Below are 16,447 nucleotides of genomic sequence, written 5' to 3' on the forward strand. Positions count from 1 at the left end.
AACCACACAACAGAGATAGACCATGAAAGAGAACCCCATAGCCTCTGCGGCTGCGGCCGTCGGCGTCGCCGGCGGAGCCGCCCTCTTGACCCCCATCGCAGCACCGGCCCTGCACGGAATCGCCGGATTCGCTTTAGTGGGGCTGGGCGCCTACATGGCCGGGTCGAGCATCATCAAAGCAACAGGATTCGTCAGCAAGAAGGCTAACGGGCTGCTCGGCGAAGGATCTTCGGCAAAGGAACTGCTGAAGGGGAGCGTCTTTTCCATGCAGAAGAAAAACGACCCCGCCAGGGAGGTCCCCTTCAAGCCCTGAGGGGACCGGCCTGAAACGAACGAAGTACCCGATGCATACCGAACTGCCCTCGAGTTGGCGATGGGTCGATGATGCGGCCCCCCGCTACCATGAAGTACAACTGCCCCTCTCCCGCCTCGCATGGCTGCCGTTTGCAGATATCCCCAGATCATACGACCTCTTCTCCCTTTATGCAGACCTGAACGACGCCTACCCGGAAGGGTTCGTAATCCGGGGGTGCCCGCCCGGCATGAGCGACCTCTTTCTCTCACTGGAGCATGAGACGTTCCGCACAGGTATTGACGCACTCATCGACCTGACAGACCGCTCGCATTTCGAAGGGAAAAAGGTGCTTGCCTCCCTGAAGCGGGGCTGGAGGCACGGTCGAGTCGAAGAGGTCCCGATCGAAAACGTCTGCGCCAAGCGCTTCGGGGCGCTCTGGAGCAGCACCCCGCATGCAGGAACGCCCCGACTCCGGAACGTATACAGGAGCGATCCTGCCCATGCGTCCCGTTGCTTTATTTTCCGCTCCTGTTCGGGTGAATGGCTGGCCTGCATGACCCTTTCCAGACGAGGGAAGAATGCGTACCATACGGAACTAATGCTCCGTAGCACCGATGCTCCGGGAGACATTATGGAATGCCTCATTGCGGAGACGGCCGAACAGCTCCGCTCGGAAGGCGTAGGAGAGCTGAGTCTGGGCGAGGTGCCCTTCCTGCTCCATGAGGAGGATCTCCAGCCGATGAGCCTCCTTGAACGCGTGCTCGTCGTCGCCGCGCCGCTCTGCCGGCACGCCTACGATTACGAGGGGCTCTACGCCTTCAAAAACAAATTCCGTCCCAGATGGCGGACCATGCGACTCTGCGCCGGGCCCGGAGTAAGCTTCACCCCCTCGCTTCTTGTCGAACTGGCCTATGCGATGGGATTCATCGAGCTATTCACGCACAGCACGGCGCAACTTCTGGAATCGATGAAGGACGAAAACGAAACATCCTCCTGAACCTAGCTCCCTGACGATGAAACGCATAGCAGTCCTGCTTGTGGCCCATGGAGAAGCCGAAACAGACAGCTTCGGCGAGAACTTCACGATGCTGCGACACACTTTCGAGCATGCCGCCGCCATCATCCCGTTACCCGCTCCGGTCCGGTTTGCCGCATCAGTGCTCGGGGCATTGAAAAACAGGCTGACCTTCCGTCGGCAGGACTACCGCTCACCCCAGAACACGATCACCCGAAAGCAGGCGTCCATGCTCCAGGAAAGGCTCGGGAATGCTGGGAGGTATGAAGGGAAATCCTTTGTGGCATATGCCGCATTCCATGCCACGCCGCCCTTCGTCGAAGATGCCCTGCAACAAGACAGTGAGAGCGATACTTGGGTGCTGGTTTCGATGTCGCCGGTCGACAGCCAGGTTACCTCAGGGCGCCTCCGCCAGCTTGCCGAGTCCCATGCGCTCCATGGAGGCCGGAAGCAGCCGCTCGTCGTCGACGGGTTCTGGCATGATCCCGACCTTTTCCGGCTCTATCTGGACCATGTCTTCAACTATGGCAGGACCGGGCACGACACGGCCCTGCTGCTGCTCTTTCACGGAACCCTCCTCAACGACCCCGAAGACGGTCCAAAGCAGATGCACAGCGGCCTCAGGAAACTACAGGCAATGGGACAGAGGCTCCTGGAAGCCTTCGCTGGGGACTCCAGGAACCGCTACCGGGAGATACGGCTCGCCTATCTCAACCCCGATGTCGGCGGAAGCTGGACCACCCCCTCCGTCTCGGAAGCCATCCAGGAGCTGTCGGCCGAAGGCGTCGGGCGCGTCGACATCTTCTGCTGCGGCTATTTTTCAGACGGCACGGAGACCCTTCTCTATGCCGCCCGGGAGACAAAAAAATGCACGGTGCCGGATGTGCACCACCTGCCCTGCATCAACGACTCGGATTCCTTCATCGACCTGCTTGCGACAAGAATCCTCACGGCTGTCCGAGAGAACACCCAGGAAAGCTTCCGCGCCACCATGTCATGAATCGCGAAAACACTTACATTTCTTTCATATATTCGATCATCCCAATCAACAAGAAAGCCCCCACCCGCAATGCAGATCATCATCAACGACAAGCCCTGCGACGCCTCGATAGGCCAGACCATCTCCAAGGCGGCTCGCCTCAACCACAGCCATGTCGGCTACCTCTGCGGGGCCCATGGGGTATGCCAGACATGCCAGGTGATCGTACTGGAAGGCGGCGAATGCCTTTCGCCCCTCAATGATGTCGAAGAAGCCTTCCTGACCCCCAAGCAGGTTGCCTCAGGCATCCGTATGGCGTGCCGCGCCACCATCGAAAGGAAGGGCCCAATCAGGATCCTCTCCCGGCCAGAAGCCGTCCGCCGAATGCTCTTCACGGATCCCATGCCGCTCTTCGAATACGGCGCGGAAATAGGCACAGGCTTAGTCAGCCAGGCTCTTCCGGGGCTCGGCAACCTATTAGGGCGTGTAGTCAAGGGGGAACTTTTCAACGAAGACGAGCTCGAAGAGCTCCGCGATTCGCTCGAAGGTCTTGTCGGGCTCACCGTCGAGACGCTGCCGGAGTACCTTCCCTTCAAAGACGAGCTGATGGGAATGATCAAAACACTGCCGGTCGAACTGCCTGCAGAGCTACAACAGCTGATCCCTAACTTGAAGCTGCCGATAGGACTGCCTTTCATGGAGACAAAGCGGCAAAAAAAGTCAGCGAAGGCCGTTCAGATTGCCTTTACCCACCGGAAACCCGGTTCACAGGACCGGCAGGAGAAGTGACGCCCCCCCCCACAGCATCCCTTGCTTCAGTAGATCAGCTCGCCGCCGAACTCCGTGACGATGTAGCGGACGACCTCGTTCTTGCGGGCCAGCTCCCCGAAAAGGTCGAACACGCTCTTCTCCCTCGTGCAGGCATCTTTTTCGGCGTCGTAGCGGATGCGCACCTTGAGCGTCCGCCCGTAGAACTCGCTGAGCTTGCGGCCGAGCAGTTCCGCCTCCTGGAGTAGCTCCTCGCAGGAGAACTTGCGGCAGCAGACGATCTCGAGGATCCCCTTGGCGCTGCAGGCAGTGATCTCGCACGACTGCAGATGGGTGGCCAGGATCGGCTCGCCGCCCTTCTGGAGGCTGTCGACGAACTGGTTCCACTCGAGCCGGAGTGCCTGCACCTCGCCCTGGCTCTCCGCCGACGTGTCCCGGGCGGCTGCCGCACCGCCGCCGGAAACCGAAGGAAGGGACGAAGCCGGGTTGGAGACGTAGCCCGTGAACTTTTTCTGCCAGGAACTCAAGTCGAGCCCTCCCTCTCCCGGAGCCGGACGGACTGAGGGACGGGCGGAAGGCGCAGGGGGTGGAGCCGCCGACGGATCCACGGACGGGGCGGGAGGAGGAACCGGGGCCGGTTCGGGGACGGGAGAGGAAGTTTGGGCCGGTGATGGAACAGGAGCAGGGGAAGGAACGGCCGGAGCAGCGGGAGCGGCTGCCGCCGGCGGTTCGACGGCGGCAGCCTCCGGAGCCTTCGTTACGACGTCACGGGCTTTTTTTTTTGAGGCCTCCCCCGCTTCGGGAAGCCCGGCCGGGGAGCCGTGCAGCTCGACGAGGCGCAGGAGCGCCAGCTCGAAGCGGAACTGGTACTCGAACTGGAACTTCAGCTCCTTCTGGGTCTCGAGGAGAAAGGAGGCCATCCGCATGAGGTCTTCGGCGGAGAACTTCCTGGCGTCGGCCTCGTAGCGCTCGCAGACGGCCTCGGGACGCTCGACGAGGCGCGAGGAGCGCAGATTCTGGACCATGAGGAGGTTGCGCAGGTGCTCGATCAGCTTCTCGAGGAAGTCCTGTTCGTCGTAACCGTTCTGTATGACGAACTGGGCCACCTCGATCATCTTCGGGGCGTCGCCGGCAGCGATGGCGTCGGTCACCTGGAAGAGCTGCTCGTCGTCGATGTAGTTGAGCAGGTCGGCCACGCCGCGGTAGCTGATGGCGGCTTCCCCGTCGCCTTCGGCGGTGAAGGCGATCACCTGGTCGAGGATGCTCTGTGCGTCGCGCATCGAACCCTGGGCCTTGCGACAGACCAGCTGGAGCGCATCCGGCTCGACCCGGATCCCTTCAGCGTCGCAAATCTGCTGGAGCTGCTCCTGGATACGGGGCAGCGGAATGCGCTTGAAGTTGAAACGCTGGCAGCGCGAGGCGATGGTCGCCGGGATCTTGTGCAGCTCGGTGGTGGCGAAGATGAAGATGGCGTGCGGCGGCGGCTCCTCGAGCGTCTTGAGGAAGGCGTTGAATGCCGCGATGGAGAGCATGTGCACCTCGTCGATGATGTAGACGCGGTAGCGGCCCTTCTGGGGCCCGTAGCGCACGTTCTCGCGCAGGGCCCGGATATCGTCGACGCTGTTGTTGGAGGCGGCGTCGAACTCGGCGATGTTCAGGCTCGTGCCGCTGTCGAAGTCGCGGCAACTCTCGCACTCCCCACAGGGTTCGGTGACGTTCTGGAGCCAGTCCGGGTCCTCGATCATCCGCTGGCAGTTGAGCGCCTTGGCGAAGACCCTGGCGGCCGTGGTCTTGCCGACGCCGCGCAGGCCGGAGAAGATGTAGCCGTGGCCGAGCCGGCCCATGCGCAGGGCGTTCTGTATCGTGCGGGTGATATGCTCCTGGGCCGTGATGTCGGCGAACTTCGCCGGCCTGTACTTTCTTGCGATTACCTGGTAACTCATGCTGGACCTTCGTTGCTCCCTTCCATCAGTTGTAAGAGGGGTACGCGCATCTCATTGCTGAGGAATGCGCCGAGACGCTCCCGGACCCCCTGCAGTTCAGCTCCATCCCCCGCCGGGTCGCGCCCGGAGAACTCCTCGGCCCCGAAATCGGGCGGAAGGCTGCAATAGAGATCGTACAGCGTGAGGGAATGGAGGTCGCCCGTCACAGCCATCCCGCCTCCGGCGGTCAGGTGGACGAAGCGGCAGTCAAGAAGAATATCCACAATTTTTCTTAAAGAGGAAGGGTTCTCGCGAGGAAACTCCCTGAGAATTTTTTTCATGTCCACCGGCCCCCCCTGCCGCTCGAGCCGCAGGACGAAACCGAGGACCGCCAGTACGAGGGGAACGCCGCGCAGGGGGTCGAACTCCACCCCGGCGCCGCCGGAAGGCCTGCGCGCCCCGAGGCAGTAGACCACCTCGGCACCGCTGAGCACGACGACCCATCCGAGATAGATCCAGAAGAAGAGCATCGGAATGACCGAAAGCGCCCCGTAGATGTGCTCGAAGGTGGCCACGTTCGAGACGTAGAAGGCGAACCAGCGCCTGGAGATCTCGAAGAGCAGCGTAGCCAGGAGCGCGCCGGTGAGGGCATGCAGGAAACGGACCCTGCGGTTCGGCACGAGCAGGTAGAGCAGGAGGAGCGCCAGCGCCGTAATGCCGGAGGGAAGGAAGGAGAGCAGGCGGGTCTTCAGCTCGACGAGCGGGCCTTGGGTGAAGACCGTGTACCAGACGAACGAACTGGCCGTCAGGCTCGCGGCAAAGAGGATGGGACCGAGGGTCAGTACGGTCCAGTAGAGGGTGAAGCCCTGCAGCGCCTTGCGCGGCGAGTGCACCTCCCAGATCTCGTTGAGGGTGCTGTCGACGGTCGAAAGGAGCACGAGGGCGACGATGAAGAGGAAGAGCGCCCCGAAGAAGGGCATGGTGAAGGTGTTGCCGATGAAGCCGGAGAAGTACTCGCGGATCATGCCACCGGTGCCGGGCACGAAATTGCTCACGATGAAGTCCTCGACATAGGGCTGGAACGGAGCGAAAACCGCGAAAACGTTGAGAACGGAGAGCACGACGGCCAGGAGCGGCACGATGGAAAGAAGGGTCTGGAAGGCCAGCGAGCCGGCGCTGAGGAAGATGCGGTCGTGAACGAAGTTCTGGAAGAGGAACGGCACGAACGAGCGCAGGAAATCACCTGCCGCCCTGAGCCACCGCCCCGGGCCCTTCGTTATGCTGCTGGTGCCAGATGCCATGTTCCGGTTCGTTCAGGGTTCGTTCGGTCCGTATGCAGGGAGATTCTGCAGTAAGATAGCAATTCAGCGGGAATCGGCGGCATCGGAAGCCGAACCGCCCGCCATGCTGCTTTCGCTTCGGACCCTCGTCATGAGCAGGAGCCCGGCCGTAAAGAAGAGCAGCAGCGAGCCGAGCGCCGCCTTCTGGCTCCCGGCGCCGGCCGAGACCAGGCCGAAGACCAGCGGGCCGGCGATCGCCGAGGCCTTGCCGAAGGTGCCGTCGTAGAACCCGAAGAACTCGGCCAGGTGCGCCCTCGGCGTCAGGCGGGCCATCATGGAGCGCGACGCCGCCTGCGAAGAGCCCATCGACATGCCGGCGAGCATGCCGGTGGCCATGAAGAGATCCTTGCCCTCGCCGACGATGCCGAGGAGAATGACCGCGAACCAGATGAAGAGGGTGATGACGATGGTTCGCTTCGGGCCGATCCGGTCGGTCACGAACCCGAAGAGCACCGAACCCAGGATGGCGGTCGTCTGCACCGTCATGAAGAAGACGATCAGCTCGCCGCTCGTGAAGTGGAGGGTGTTCTGGGCATAGATCGAGGCGAAGGCGATGACCGTCAGGATGGCGTCGTTGTAGAAGAAGTAGGCCAGGAGGAATCGGGAGAGATCGGGAAAGGAGCGGATATGGGCGATGGTAGTCTGCACCTCCCGAACGGAGCGCATGACCCCCGCCAGCGAAAGCGCCGGGCCTTTCTGCTTGCCGGAATCGCGGAGTACGAGAAAGAGCGGCGTGGCGAAGAGCGCGAAGAACCCCGCAGACAAGAGGAAGCTCAGCTGAATGTTCGCCTGGTTGACCGCCGTCACGCCCCCCTCGAGCAGCGGACGGAGGAGCAGGAGGATGGAGAGCGCTCCGAGATAGCCCATCGCGTAGCCGTAGCCGGAAAGCCGGCCGATGCTCTTTTCCGAGGTGATCTCCTTGAGGTAGGCGTCGTAGAAGACGAGCCCGCCCTCGAAGCCCATGTTGGCAAGGACGAAGAGCACGACGGCCATGACGGCCGTACCGGGACCGGAGAGGGAGAGCAGCGCCGTCGCAACGACCGAAAGCAGCGTGAAGGAGAAGAGGAAGCGCTTGCGCCGTCCCGAGAGGTCCGAGGCGGCGCCGAGAACGGGCGAGACGAGGGCGACGAGCAGCATGGAAACACTGACGGCCGCACCCCAGAGGGCGTCGCCGGATGGATCCCCCATGCAGATGACGTTCTTGAAATAGAGCGGGAAGACGAAGGTGACCATCATCACGCTGAAGGAGGTGTTGGCATAGTCGAACAGCAGCCATGCGAGCACCTTCCCTCTTCCAGTCACGGCGGGGCGGGGCTTAGAGCTGGCTGAAGAGGGACTCGAACATGCGCCGCCCGTCTTCGGAGCCGAGGAGTTGTTCGCTGGCCCGTTCAGGGTGCGGCATGAGCCCGAGCACGTTGCCCCGGCGGTTGGTGATGCCGGCGATGCTCGAGACCGAGCCGTTGGGGTTCGATTCGTCGCTCACCCGACCCTCGCGGTCGCAGTAGCGGAACGCCACCTGGCCGTGTTCCTCGAGGCTTTCGATCACCTCGGCCGGAGCGAAGTAGTTGCCCTCGCCGTGGGCGATGGGAATGCTGAGGACCTCGCCCTTTGCGTAGAGTTTCGTGAACATGGTGGAGCTGTTCTCCGTCCTGATGAAGGTATCCCGGCAGAGGAACTTCTTGTCGCGGTTCTTCGAGAGCGCACCCTCGAGCAGGCCGCTCTCGAGCAGCACCTGGAACCCGTTGCAGATGCCGAGCACGGGAAGGCCCTTTCCGGCAGCCTCCACGATCTCCTGCATGATCGGGGAGAATCGCGCGATGGAACCGGCGCGCAGGTAGTCGCCGTAGGAGAAGCCGCCGGGAAGGATGATCGCCCTGGCCCCCTGGAGATCGTGCGAGCCGTGCCAGAGCATGACGGGCCGGACGCCCTCGAACGACGAGACGGCATGCATGGTGTCATGATCACAGTTCGATCCAGGGAAAACAACGACCCCTACGGAGATATCAGCCATGTGTCAGCGGATTTTGTGGATGAACGGGAAAGGGAAGCCTTCAGGCCTGCTCCAGTTCGAATGAATAGTTTTCCATAACCGGGTTCGAGAGCAGCTTCAGACAGATCTCGTTGCAGACCCGTTCGGCCTCTCCCCGATCATGTTCATTGATGCTCACCTCGATGTACTTGCCGATCCTGGCCGAACCAACGCTGCCGTACCCGAGGTTGAGCAGGGCGTGCTCGACGGCTTTTCCCTGGACATCGAGAATGGACTGGCGGAGCGTCACCTTAATCTTAGCGGTATATGCCATGGTCGGAACGGGTGGTTGGTTGGTGGAATTTCAGGCGACCCGCTGCCGCACGAACAGCGTGAACGAGCGCAGGATGCCGAGCAGAATATACAACAACATGGCCAGAAAAAAAGCCTTCGTCTGAAAGACGAGGACGGAGAACGCCGCGAGGCCGTAGAGCAGCATCTGCAGGGGCCGGCGTCGGAAGGACTCGGCCGTCGGCTTCGGCAGGGCGTCGTAGTTGACCTTGCTGACCATGAGCAGCGCGAGGATCACCGAAAGCCAGCCCAGCACCGCCGGCATCATCTCCACGGGGAAAAAGCGCTCGGACTGCATCCAGAGCACGAAGCCCGCGATGGTGAGTGCCTGGGCGGGGGTCGGCAGCCCCGAGAAGGAGTCCTTGCTGTAGCCGATCATGCTGATGTTGAAACGGGCGAGCCGCAGTCCGCTGCCGATCATGAGCAGGGCGCTGAGCGCCAGGCCGAGCATGCCGGGAATGCTCTCGAGCCCGAACTTGTAGGCCAGGTAGGCCGGTGCGGCGCCGAAGGAGACAAGGTCGGAGAGGGAGTCGAGCTCGAAGCCGAAATCGGAGATCCCGTTGGTGGCCCGGGCGACGAATCCGTCGACGGTGTCGAAAAACGCCGCCAGGACGATGAGCCAGCAGGCCGCGACGTAGCTGCCCTCGCCCGACATGACGATGGAGGCGTAGCCGGACACCATGTTCATGACGGTGAAGACGGAGGGGAAAAACGAGCGGGAGACGAAGGGGAAACGCTGCGGCCGCTCGGGGGAGTCCTGGCCGATGCAGGGCGGATAGCGTTTCGATTCGGTGGTATTGGGGGGAGCGGCCATAAGGGTGACAGACTTCATCATGATGATCGGCAGCCGGCGGGCCTGCCGTCTAAAGTACAATGTTTCGCCGAGGCTGTAAAGCCCAGGTCTCCTGCGGGGAGGATCAGTAGCTCTCCTCCGCCGAGGGGAAGCCGCCGCTCTGGACATCGGAGACATACCGGCGGACGGACTCTTCGATGATGGTGTTGAGGTCGGCGTACTGGCGCACGAAACGGGGGTGGAACTCCCGATTGAGGCCGAGGATGTCGTTGACGACGAGCACCTGGCCGTCGCACTCCACTCCGGCGCCGATGCCGATCGTCGGGATGGAGAGCATCCCGGAGATCTCCCCGGCCAGGGACGAGGGGATCTTTTCGAGCACGACGGCGAAGGCTCCGGCACGTTCGAGCGCCGCGGCGTCCTCGAGCAGCTGCTCGGCTTCGGCCCGGTCCTCGGCCCGCACCTTGTAGCTGCCGTACTTGTATATTGACTGTGGCATGAGGCCGAGATGGCCCATGACGGGGATGCCGGCATCGGTGATGCGCCTGACGGTGTCGGCGATAGTGCGCCCGCCCTCCATCTTCACGGCGTCGCACTCGTGCTCCTTCATGATCTTTCCGGCGTTGCGCAGGGCCTCCTCCCCGGAGAGCTGGTAGCTCATGAAGGGCATGTCGACGACCACCATGGCCCGGCCGGTCTCGGCCTGCACCCCCCGCACGACCGCCCTGGCATGGTAGATCATCTCGTCGACGGTGATGGGCAGGGTGGTGTTGTGGCCGGAAAAGACGTTGCTTGCCGAGTCGCCGACGAGGATGACGTCGATGCCGGCCCGATCGAGGATCCTCGACATCGTATAGTCATAGGCGGTGAGGACGGAGATCTTCTCGCCGTTCTGCTTCATGTCGTAGAGGCGGCGCGTGGTGACGTGGGCGGCCTTCTGCTGTGCGCTTTTGTTCATGCTCGCAAGATCTCCTGTATGAATGAGGGAAAAGACCGCCGGCCGGAATCATCCTCCCCCTCCGACGGAATCGGCACCACCCGGGCGCCGCCATGGGTTTCGAGTGCGGCCGTCATCAGTTCGACAAGCCGCCGGTAGGATGGAATGTAACCAAGAATCTCCTCAAGGGAAACGGTTTTCCTCGCCAGCTCATCGCGAACAGCCAGAGAATCCCCCTCCCCCGCCTCCATAACGAAACGGGAAATATCCATGTCGCGCCGCGAAAACGGCAGCGAACCATGCTGGAGCAGCACCCGGCCGCTGCGGCGCTGCGCCGATCCCACCAGCTTCCGCCCATCGACCTGCAGCTCGTGGCGCGCCGATGCGGCAAAGCAGGCCACCGGTGCCGAAGCGCCCCGCACAGGGAGGCTCGAGCGGCAGAACTCCGAGCAGACACCAAGCCCTGCAAGCCCCGCCTGCAGCACCTCGTGCACGTAACGGTACAGCTCGGTGTTCGGCGTCGCCGAGTCGGTAATGAAGCTGTAGGTGAACTCGTCGCCGTGCAGCACCGCACGCCCTCCGGTCGGCCGGCGGACGATATCGACCCCCTCCCTCCGGCACCGTTCCCGATCGATGGACGAAGGATCCTGGTTGTAGCCGAGGCTCACGGCATGGGGGGACCAGCCGTAGAAGCGCCAGAGGCAGCTCCCCTCCCCGAACTCGCGCCGGAAGCGCCCGTCGGCGAAGGCCTCCATCATCCGGCGGTCGAAGGCCATGTTCGCCTCTCCGCTCATGCAGCCGGTGTCGATGGTGAAGATGGAGGAGAAAGCGGGAACGGGAGCCATCGCTCGAGTACTGGGAGTTCATTCTGCCTGTGCGGCGCCCCCAAGGGCGCTGTTGCCGGAAAGCCAAGATAGCCCAAAAAGGGACCGCCGCCAACACGCCCCCGGAACGGCCGAGAACGCAGAAAGGAAAAAAGCGGCGTCGGCTCACTCATTAAAATGCCCGGGGAAATTGTTTGTCTCGTCCGCGGGGGCTATTTTGACGAACAGCAGAACAAAGAGGCCCCCGGGCCTACACCGCGTTGAAAAAGCCACCGAAAAACCGGGCATAAAAAAGGAGAACCATGGCATCATCAGTAGACAGCTCGATAGAAGAGATACTCGGCTCGTTCCGCACGATCGCCATCGTCGGCCTCTCGCCGAAACCGGAACGGCCGTCGAACGCCGTGGCGCGCTACATGATCGATGCCGGCTACACCGTCATTCCCGTCAACCCCGGCCAGAACTCCATCCTCGATCGCACCTGCTACCCCTCGCTCAGCTCGATGCCGCCGGAGGTGGCCGAAACGGTCGAAGTCGTCAACATCTTCCGCAAGCCGGCAGACATCCCTCCCGTCGTCGACGAGGCGATCGCCATCGGGGCGAAGGCGGTCTGGATGCAGCTCGGCCTGACCAACGGGCCTGCCGCAACAAAAGCCCGCGAGGCCGGCCTCATCGTCGTAGAGAACCGCTGCATCTCGGTCGAGCACCAGCGCCGCCTCAACTGAACCCTGAACACCGCCGGACACCGCCATGCCCCATACCACCGTAGCCCTCCTGTTCGGAGGCCGTTCCGCAGAGCATGAAATCTCGGTCATATCCGCCCGGGCCGTCGCCGCGCACATCGATCGCCAGCGCTACCGCGTCCTGCCGATATACGTCGCCCGCGACGGAGACTGGTACGCCGGCGGCGTGGCCGAAGAGATACTCCGGCTCGATCTTTCATCCCTCATCCGGAGCAGTTCGCTCGAATCGGCATCGGCGACCCTTCGCCGGATGGCTGAATCGTCCGGCCAGGCTCCCTTCAACTTCGACTTCCGCCATATCGACGTCGCATTCCCGGTCCTGCACGGCTCCTACGGCGAAGACGGCCGGGTACAGGGGCTGCTCGAGACCCTGCAGGTGCCCTTCACCGGCTGCGGGGTGCTCGCATCGGCCCTCACCATGGACAAGGCGCTCACGAAACTGGCCGCCCGGGACGCCGGGCTCACGGTGGCACCCTCGGTGACCGTTCTCAGCCGGGAGTACCACGCCGACCCCGCAGCGGCGCACCGGCGCGCACAGGAAACGCTCACCTTCCCGATGTTCGTCAAACCCGTGAGCCTCGGCTCCTCGGTCGGCATCACGAAGGTACACATTGAAGACGAACTGCCCGAAGCGCTCGCCCACGCCTGCAGCCTCGACACGAAGGTGCTGGTGGAGGAGGCCGTCAAGGGCCGCGAGGTCGAGGTCGCCGTCATCGGCAACGGCGAACCCGAGGCATCACCCTGCGGCGAGATCGAACCCGGCGGCGAGTTCTACGACTACGAGGACAAGTACATCCACGACACGGCGCGCCTCTTCATTCCCGCGCGCATCCCCGCGCCGCTCCAGGAAGAGGTCCGCCAGGCCGCCATCACGGCCTACCGTGCGCTCGGGTGCCGCGGGATGGCGCGCGTCGACTTCTTCGTCGACGAAGGGAACAAAAGCATCGTCTTCAACGAAGTCAACACCATTCCGGGCTTTACCCCGGTCAGCATGTACCCCCGGCTGATGGAAGCCGCCGGAACGCCCTTCACCCTCTTGACCGACCGGCTCATCCGGCTCGCCCTGGAACCCGAAGAGGGGGCTTCGGCCTGAACAAAGCCATGCAGACGAACGACGACATGGGAGGCGCCTTGAACCCCCACCTGTTTTTCGCGGAGGTCTCGCTCGACATCTCGCGCGGCGAGCACCAGACGGCCCTCGAACGCCTGAGCCCCCACAGAACGCTCTTCGCCGACTCCTACCTCTTCAACATCCTCTACGCCCGTGCGCTCCGCGGAACCGGAAGCATCGCGGCCGCCATGGACCACCTCAAGACCTGCTGCGCGATCGCCCCCGCGAACCAGGTGGCCCGCCGCGAACTCCTGGATCTCTGGTCGGCAGACGATATGGACGCCGCCCTGAAGAGCGCGCCCGCCTCAAGCACCGAGGCTCCCGCCGACCGGCTGACGGCAGAGCTCGAAAAGCTCTCGGAAGCGCTCATGAACTTCGAGCCCGCCATCGCCGCGGAGACCGCCGATCCGACCCCGATCGTCGAACAGAAGATGCCCTTCTCCGACGAAGAGTCGATCGAGGTCCCCACCGAGACCCTCGCCCGCCTGTTCAGCATGCAGGGAGCGACGAAAAAGGCCATCAAGGTCTACACCCAGCTCATCCGGCTCCAGCCGGAAAACGCGGCCGGCTACATGCAGGAGATCGACGCCCTGCTCGAGAACCTCTGAGCCTCCCCCCCCCACCCGGAAACTTTTCAGGCGTATCGACGGTAGTAAGATGCATATGCGCATGACGCTTACGGGGCAGTGCCCGCTCTTCCTTATATTGCAAAACAGCGGCACGGGCCCGCAAACAGGCCTTAATCCGTACCACACCAGCACCATCGATGCCGTCACCACGACTCTGGCTCACCGCGCTCCTCATCCTGCTCCTCTCCCCCGCCTCGCTCCGGAGCGAAGAAGCCCGTCCGCGCCGGCTCACCCTCGACGAGTGCCTGCGCGAAGCGCTCGCGACCGCCTCGACGGGCAAAAAGGCCGAACACGCCCTCACGCTGAAAGGGACCGACGTGCTCCAGAGTTACGGACGCTTCCTTCCCGCCCTCACGGCCTCCGGCGCCTACTCCCCATACCGGGTATCAAAAGGCTATTCGCCCGCCACGGCCACCACCCCGGAGGGATACTCCACGACGAAAACCGAATCCGCCTCGGCCACCCTCAGCGCCTCGATAAACCTCTTCAACGGCCTCGGCGACTACGCCGCCCTGCAGGCGGCGCTGAAATCGAGGCGCGCCGCACGGCTCAGCCTCAGGCGGGCCTATGAGACCATCGCCTACGACGTCACCCAGGCTTACTACCAGGCCCTCCTCGACCGCGAGCTGCACGCCATCGCCCTGGAGGACCTCGCCACCTCGGAAGACCAACTGAAGCTGACCGAGAACCAGTTCAGGGTAGGGCTGAAGTCCATGACCGACCGCTACCAGCAGGAAGCCGAAGCCGCATCCCGCCGGCTCGCGGCCATACGGGCCGGGGCCCGCGCCGAACGGAGCCTTCTCGAGCTCCTGCGACGAATCCAGCGCGATCCGGCCGAACCCGTCGCCCTTGCCGATCCACCCAGGCAGATGGGCGCAACGCCTTACGCCCTCCCCCCGCTCGACTCGCTCCTGCAGACGGCCCTCGTGCAGCGCGCCGACCTCAGGGGAAGCGAACTCGAAACCCGCGCCGCCCGATGGAAGCTGAGCCAGGCCCGCGGCCGACGCCTCCCCTCCATCGACGCCACCTGGACGCTCTCGAGCGATGCCAGCCGCTACCTCGGCAGCTTGCCGACGCTCGACGACACGCCGGCTCTCGGGGACCAGCTCGACCGCTCCGTCGGCCAGGCGGTCTCGATCGGGCTCAGCTGGACCGTCTTCGACGGATGGCTGACCGCCTACCAGGTACAGTCGGCTAGGATCGGATGGCTCGACAGGGAGCTCGACCTCGGCGACCTGCGTCGCGACATCGAAATCGACCTCCGCCAGGCATACGGCGACTACCGCTCCGCCCTCGGCGAAACCGAAACGGCCGAGGTGAGCCTCAGGGCCGCCCGTTCGGCATATGAGGCCGTCAGGAAGAAATACGAACTCGGGGCGGCGGGCTTCGTCGACCTCTCCGCCGCCCGCGCCGCCCTCTTCAGCGCCCGATCCAGCCTGACGCAGGCACGCTACGGGCTCGAGCTGCAGAAAAACGTGATCGCCTATGCCACGGGCACCGTCCCGCTGCCCGTGAACCCCCAACCCTGAGCGAAACCGATGAACAGGAAAAAAACACCCGGCAGGAAAAAACGCATGCTGCTTTTCGCAGCCGCAGCCATGGCGGCCATCGTCGCCCTCGCCGCCATCTTCTTCGGCGGCAGCAAGGAGCCCGAGGTCAGCGTGGAACCTGCGATGCGCAAAGAGGTCGTCCACCTCGTCACGGCAACAGGCAAGATCCAGCCGGAAACCGATGTGGCAATCTCGCCCGACGTCTCCGGCGAGATCATCGAGCTGCCGGTCAGTGAAGGCCGGCAGGTAAGGAAAGGGGAGCTCCTCTTCAAGATCCAGCCGGACGTCTACATCAACCAGGTCGAACAGAGCCTGGCGCAGCTCAACCAGGCCAAGGCGCTGAGCCTCGAGGCCTTTTCGAGGAAGGTCAAGGCCGAGGACGATTTCCGCAAGTCGACGATCCTCTTCAGGGACACGCTGATCTCCGAAAGCGACTACCTCTCGGCCAAGACCGCAGCCGAGGCGGCGCGCGCCGCCTACAGTTCCTCGCGCTACGCCATCGCCCAGAACCGGAGCCTGCTCGAGCAGAACCAGGACCGGCTCAAGAAGACCGTCGTGCGCGCCCCGATCAGCGGCTCCATCATCTCGATCGAAAGCAGGCTCGGCGAGCGGGTCGTCGGCACCGGCCAGTTCGCCGGCACCGAGGTGATGCGCCTCGCCGATCTCGACAGCATGCAGGTCGAGGTCGAGGTGAATGAAAACGACATCGTCAACATCCGTATCGGCAACCCGGTAACGGTCACGGTGGACGCCTACGGCGAACGTCCCTTCAGGGGTACCGTGCACGAGATCGCCAACGCTGCCGTCTCGACGGCGGCCGGCACGCAGGAGGAGGCCACCAACTTCGCCGTCAAGGTGCGCATCTACAACCATGAGCGCCTGCTCAAGCCCGGCATGAGCGCCACGGCCGACATCGAGACGGAACGGGTGAAGGACGCGCTCGTCGTCCCCATACAGAGCGTCACCCTGCGCGCCCCGGGGATCGGGGCGGTGCGCGAACGGGTCGGCGCCAGGGGCGCAACGCGCGAGGAGAACCGCCAGGGGGTCTTCGTCCTCAGGGGCCGGAAGGTGCACTTCACGCCCGTCGAGACCGGCACGACCGACAACACCCACATCGTCGTCACCGACGGGCTGAAGGAGGGCGAACAGGTGGTATCGGGCAGCTACACGGCCATCAGCCGCGAGCTGCAGGACGGCCAGCAGGTCCGCCTGGCCGATTGA

At 63.6% G+C, this 16,447-nt stretch carries 17 protein-coding genes; 9 read left to right on the forward strand and 8 right to left on the reverse strand.

Going from position 1 to position 16,447, the window contains the following annotated elements:
* Positions 1-22: 22 nt before the first annotated feature.
* From E0L29_RS01015 to E0L29_RS01030, 4 genes are all read left to right on the forward strand, one after another.
* Positions 23-313 carry a hypothetical protein gene (locus E0L29_RS01015; protein WP_131353642.1) on the forward strand — a complete coding sequence of 97 codons (291 nt, stop codon included), beginning with the start codon at positions 23-25 and terminating at the stop codon, positions 311-313.
* A 31-nt stretch (positions 314-344) separates the two neighbouring features.
* Positions 345-1,292, forward strand: a complete 948-nt coding sequence (locus tag E0L29_RS01020) for a phosphatidylglycerol lysyltransferase domain-containing protein (RefSeq protein WP_131353644.1) — start codon at positions 345-347, stop codon at positions 1,290-1,292.
* Positions 1,293-1,308: 16 nt separating this feature from the next.
* Entirely contained in the window at positions 1,309-2,310 is a 1,002-nt protein-coding gene (locus tag E0L29_RS01025) for a ferrochelatase (RefSeq protein WP_131353646.1), read from the forward strand.
* Between the two features lie 69 nt (positions 2,311-2,379).
* Complete coding sequence (locus tag E0L29_RS01030; RefSeq protein ID WP_131353648.1) at positions 2,380-3,078, forward strand: 2Fe-2S iron-sulfur cluster-binding protein; 699 nt, start codon at positions 2,380-2,382, stop codon at positions 3,076-3,078.
* A 26-nt stretch (positions 3,079-3,104) separates the two neighbouring features.
* Here the strand turns inward: E0L29_RS01030 and dnaX are convergent, their stop codons facing one another.
* From dnaX to E0L29_RS01070, 8 genes are all read right to left on the reverse strand, one after another.
* The gene (gene dnaX, locus E0L29_RS01035; protein WP_131353650.1) at positions 3,105-5,000 is read right to left on the reverse strand and encodes a DNA polymerase III subunit gamma/tau; all 1,896 of its coding nucleotides are present in this window, start codon (positions 4,998-5,000) and stop codon (positions 3,105-3,107) included.
* Positions 4,997-6,280 (reverse strand): YihY family inner membrane protein, encoded by a 1,284-nt coding sequence (locus E0L29_RS01040; protein WP_131353652.1) that lies wholly within the window; start codon positions 6,278-6,280, stop codon positions 4,997-4,999. Before E0L29_RS01040 ends, dnaX begins: the two co-directional genes overlap by 4 nt.
* Positions 6,281-6,343: 63 nt before the next feature.
* Entirely contained in the window at positions 6,344-7,621 is a 1,278-nt protein-coding gene (locus E0L29_RS01045; protein ID WP_131353654.1) for an MFS transporter, read from the reverse strand.
* A 13-nt stretch (positions 7,622-7,634) separates the two neighbouring features.
* Positions 7,635-8,330: a phosphoribosylformylglycinamidine synthase subunit PurQ gene (gene purQ / locus E0L29_RS01050; RefSeq protein WP_131353656.1), complete on the reverse strand. Its 696-nt coding sequence runs from the start codon at positions 8,328-8,330 to the stop codon at positions 7,635-7,637.
* Positions 8,331-8,370: 40 nt separating this feature from the next.
* Complete coding sequence (gene purS / locus E0L29_RS01055; protein ID WP_131353658.1) at positions 8,371-8,622, reverse strand: phosphoribosylformylglycinamidine synthase subunit PurS; 252 nt, start codon at positions 8,620-8,622, stop codon at positions 8,371-8,373.
* Positions 8,623-8,652: 30 nt separating this feature from the next.
* Positions 8,653-9,474, reverse strand: coding sequence for a CDP-diacylglycerol--serine O-phosphatidyltransferase (gene pssA / locus E0L29_RS01060; RefSeq protein WP_242664228.1), 822 nt, complete (start codon positions 9,472-9,474; stop codon positions 8,653-8,655).
* A gap of 82 nt (positions 9,475-9,556) precedes the next feature.
* Positions 9,557-10,390: a 3-methyl-2-oxobutanoate hydroxymethyltransferase gene (panB, locus tag E0L29_RS01065; protein ID WP_131353660.1), complete on the reverse strand. Its 834-nt coding sequence runs from the start codon at positions 10,388-10,390 to the stop codon at positions 9,557-9,559.
* The gene (locus E0L29_RS01070; protein WP_242664229.1) at positions 10,387-11,214 is read right to left on the reverse strand and encodes a lipoate--protein ligase family protein; all 828 of its coding nucleotides are present in this window, start codon (positions 11,212-11,214) and stop codon (positions 10,387-10,389) included. The genes panB and E0L29_RS01070 overlap by 4 nt, the downstream gene beginning before the upstream one ends.
* A gap of 281 nt (positions 11,215-11,495) precedes the next feature.
* Between E0L29_RS01070 and E0L29_RS01075 the strand changes: the two genes are divergently transcribed.
* From E0L29_RS01075 to E0L29_RS01095, 5 genes are all read left to right on the forward strand, one after another.
* Positions 11,496-11,918 (forward strand): CoA-binding protein, encoded by a 423-nt coding sequence (locus tag E0L29_RS01075; RefSeq protein ID WP_131353662.1) that lies wholly within the window; start codon positions 11,496-11,498, stop codon positions 11,916-11,918.
* A 25-nt stretch (positions 11,919-11,943) separates the two neighbouring features.
* The gene (locus E0L29_RS01080) at positions 11,944-13,029 is read left to right on the forward strand and encodes a D-alanine--D-alanine ligase family protein (RefSeq protein WP_131353664.1); all 1,086 of its coding nucleotides are present in this window, start codon (positions 11,944-11,946) and stop codon (positions 13,027-13,029) included.
* 8 nt (positions 13,030-13,037) lie between these two features.
* Complete coding sequence (locus E0L29_RS01085; protein ID WP_131353666.1) at positions 13,038-13,655, forward strand: hypothetical protein; 618 nt, start codon at positions 13,038-13,040, stop codon at positions 13,653-13,655.
* Between the two features lie 158 nt (positions 13,656-13,813).
* Positions 13,814-15,205, forward strand: a complete 1,392-nt coding sequence (locus E0L29_RS01090) for a TolC family protein (protein ID WP_131353668.1) — start codon at positions 13,814-13,816, stop codon at positions 15,203-15,205.
* A gap of 9 nt (positions 15,206-15,214) precedes the next feature.
* Positions 15,215-16,447, forward strand: coding sequence for an efflux RND transporter periplasmic adaptor subunit (locus tag E0L29_RS01095; protein ID WP_131353670.1), 1,233 nt, complete (start codon positions 15,215-15,217; stop codon positions 16,445-16,447).

This window comes from Chlorobium sp. N1 (assembly GCF_004332115.1).
Classification (GTDB): Bacteria; Bacteroidota; Chlorobiia; order Chlorobiales; family Chlorobiaceae; genus Chlorobium.

Coding starts and splice junctions, on each gene's coding strand:
- E0L29_RS01015 (WP_131353642.1), top strand. CDS start 23: ATGAAAGAGAACCCCATAGCCTCTGCGGCTGCGGCCGTCGGCGTCGCC.
- E0L29_RS01040 (WP_131353652.1), bottom strand. CDS start 6,280: ATGGCATCTGGCACCAGCAGCATAACGAAGGGCCCGGGGCGGTGGCTC.
- pssA (WP_242664228.1), bottom strand. CDS start 9,474: ATGATGAAGTCTGTCACCCTTATGGCCGCTCCCCCCAATACCACCGAA.
- purQ (WP_131353656.1), bottom strand. CDS start 8,330: ATGGCTGATATCTCCGTAGGGGTCGTTGTTTTCCCTGGATCGAACTGT.
- E0L29_RS01070 (WP_242664229.1), bottom strand. CDS start 11,214: ATGGCTCCCGTTCCCGCTTTCTCCTCCATCTTCACCATCGACACCGGC.
- dnaX (WP_131353650.1), bottom strand. CDS start 5,000: ATGAGTTACCAGGTAATCGCAAGAAAGTACAGGCCGGCGAAGTTCGCC.
- E0L29_RS01095 (WP_131353670.1), top strand. CDS start 15,215: ATGAACAGGAAAAAAACACCCGGCAGGAAAAAACGCATGCTGCTTTTC.
- E0L29_RS01020 (WP_131353644.1), top strand. CDS start 345: ATGCATACCGAACTGCCCTCGAGTTGGCGATGGGTCGATGATGCGGCC.
- E0L29_RS01075 (WP_131353662.1), top strand. CDS start 11,496: ATGGCATCATCAGTAGACAGCTCGATAGAAGAGATACTCGGCTCGTTC.
- E0L29_RS01080 (WP_131353664.1), top strand. CDS start 11,944: ATGCCCCATACCACCGTAGCCCTCCTGTTCGGAGGCCGTTCCGCAGAG.
- panB (WP_131353660.1), bottom strand. CDS start 10,390: ATGAACAAAAGCGCACAGCAGAAGGCCGCCCACGTCACCACGCGCCGC.
- E0L29_RS01030 (WP_131353648.1), top strand. CDS start 2,380: ATGCAGATCATCATCAACGACAAGCCCTGCGACGCCTCGATAGGCCAG.
- purS (WP_131353658.1), bottom strand. CDS start 8,622: ATGGCATATACCGCTAAGATTAAGGTGACGCTCCGCCAGTCCATTCTC.
- E0L29_RS01090 (WP_131353668.1), top strand. CDS start 13,814: ATGCCGTCACCACGACTCTGGCTCACCGCGCTCCTCATCCTGCTCCTC.
- E0L29_RS01085 (WP_131353666.1), top strand. CDS start 13,038: ATGCAGACGAACGACGACATGGGAGGCGCCTTGAACCCCCACCTGTTT.
- E0L29_RS01025 (WP_131353646.1), top strand. CDS start 1,309: ATGAAACGCATAGCAGTCCTGCTTGTGGCCCATGGAGAAGCCGAAACA.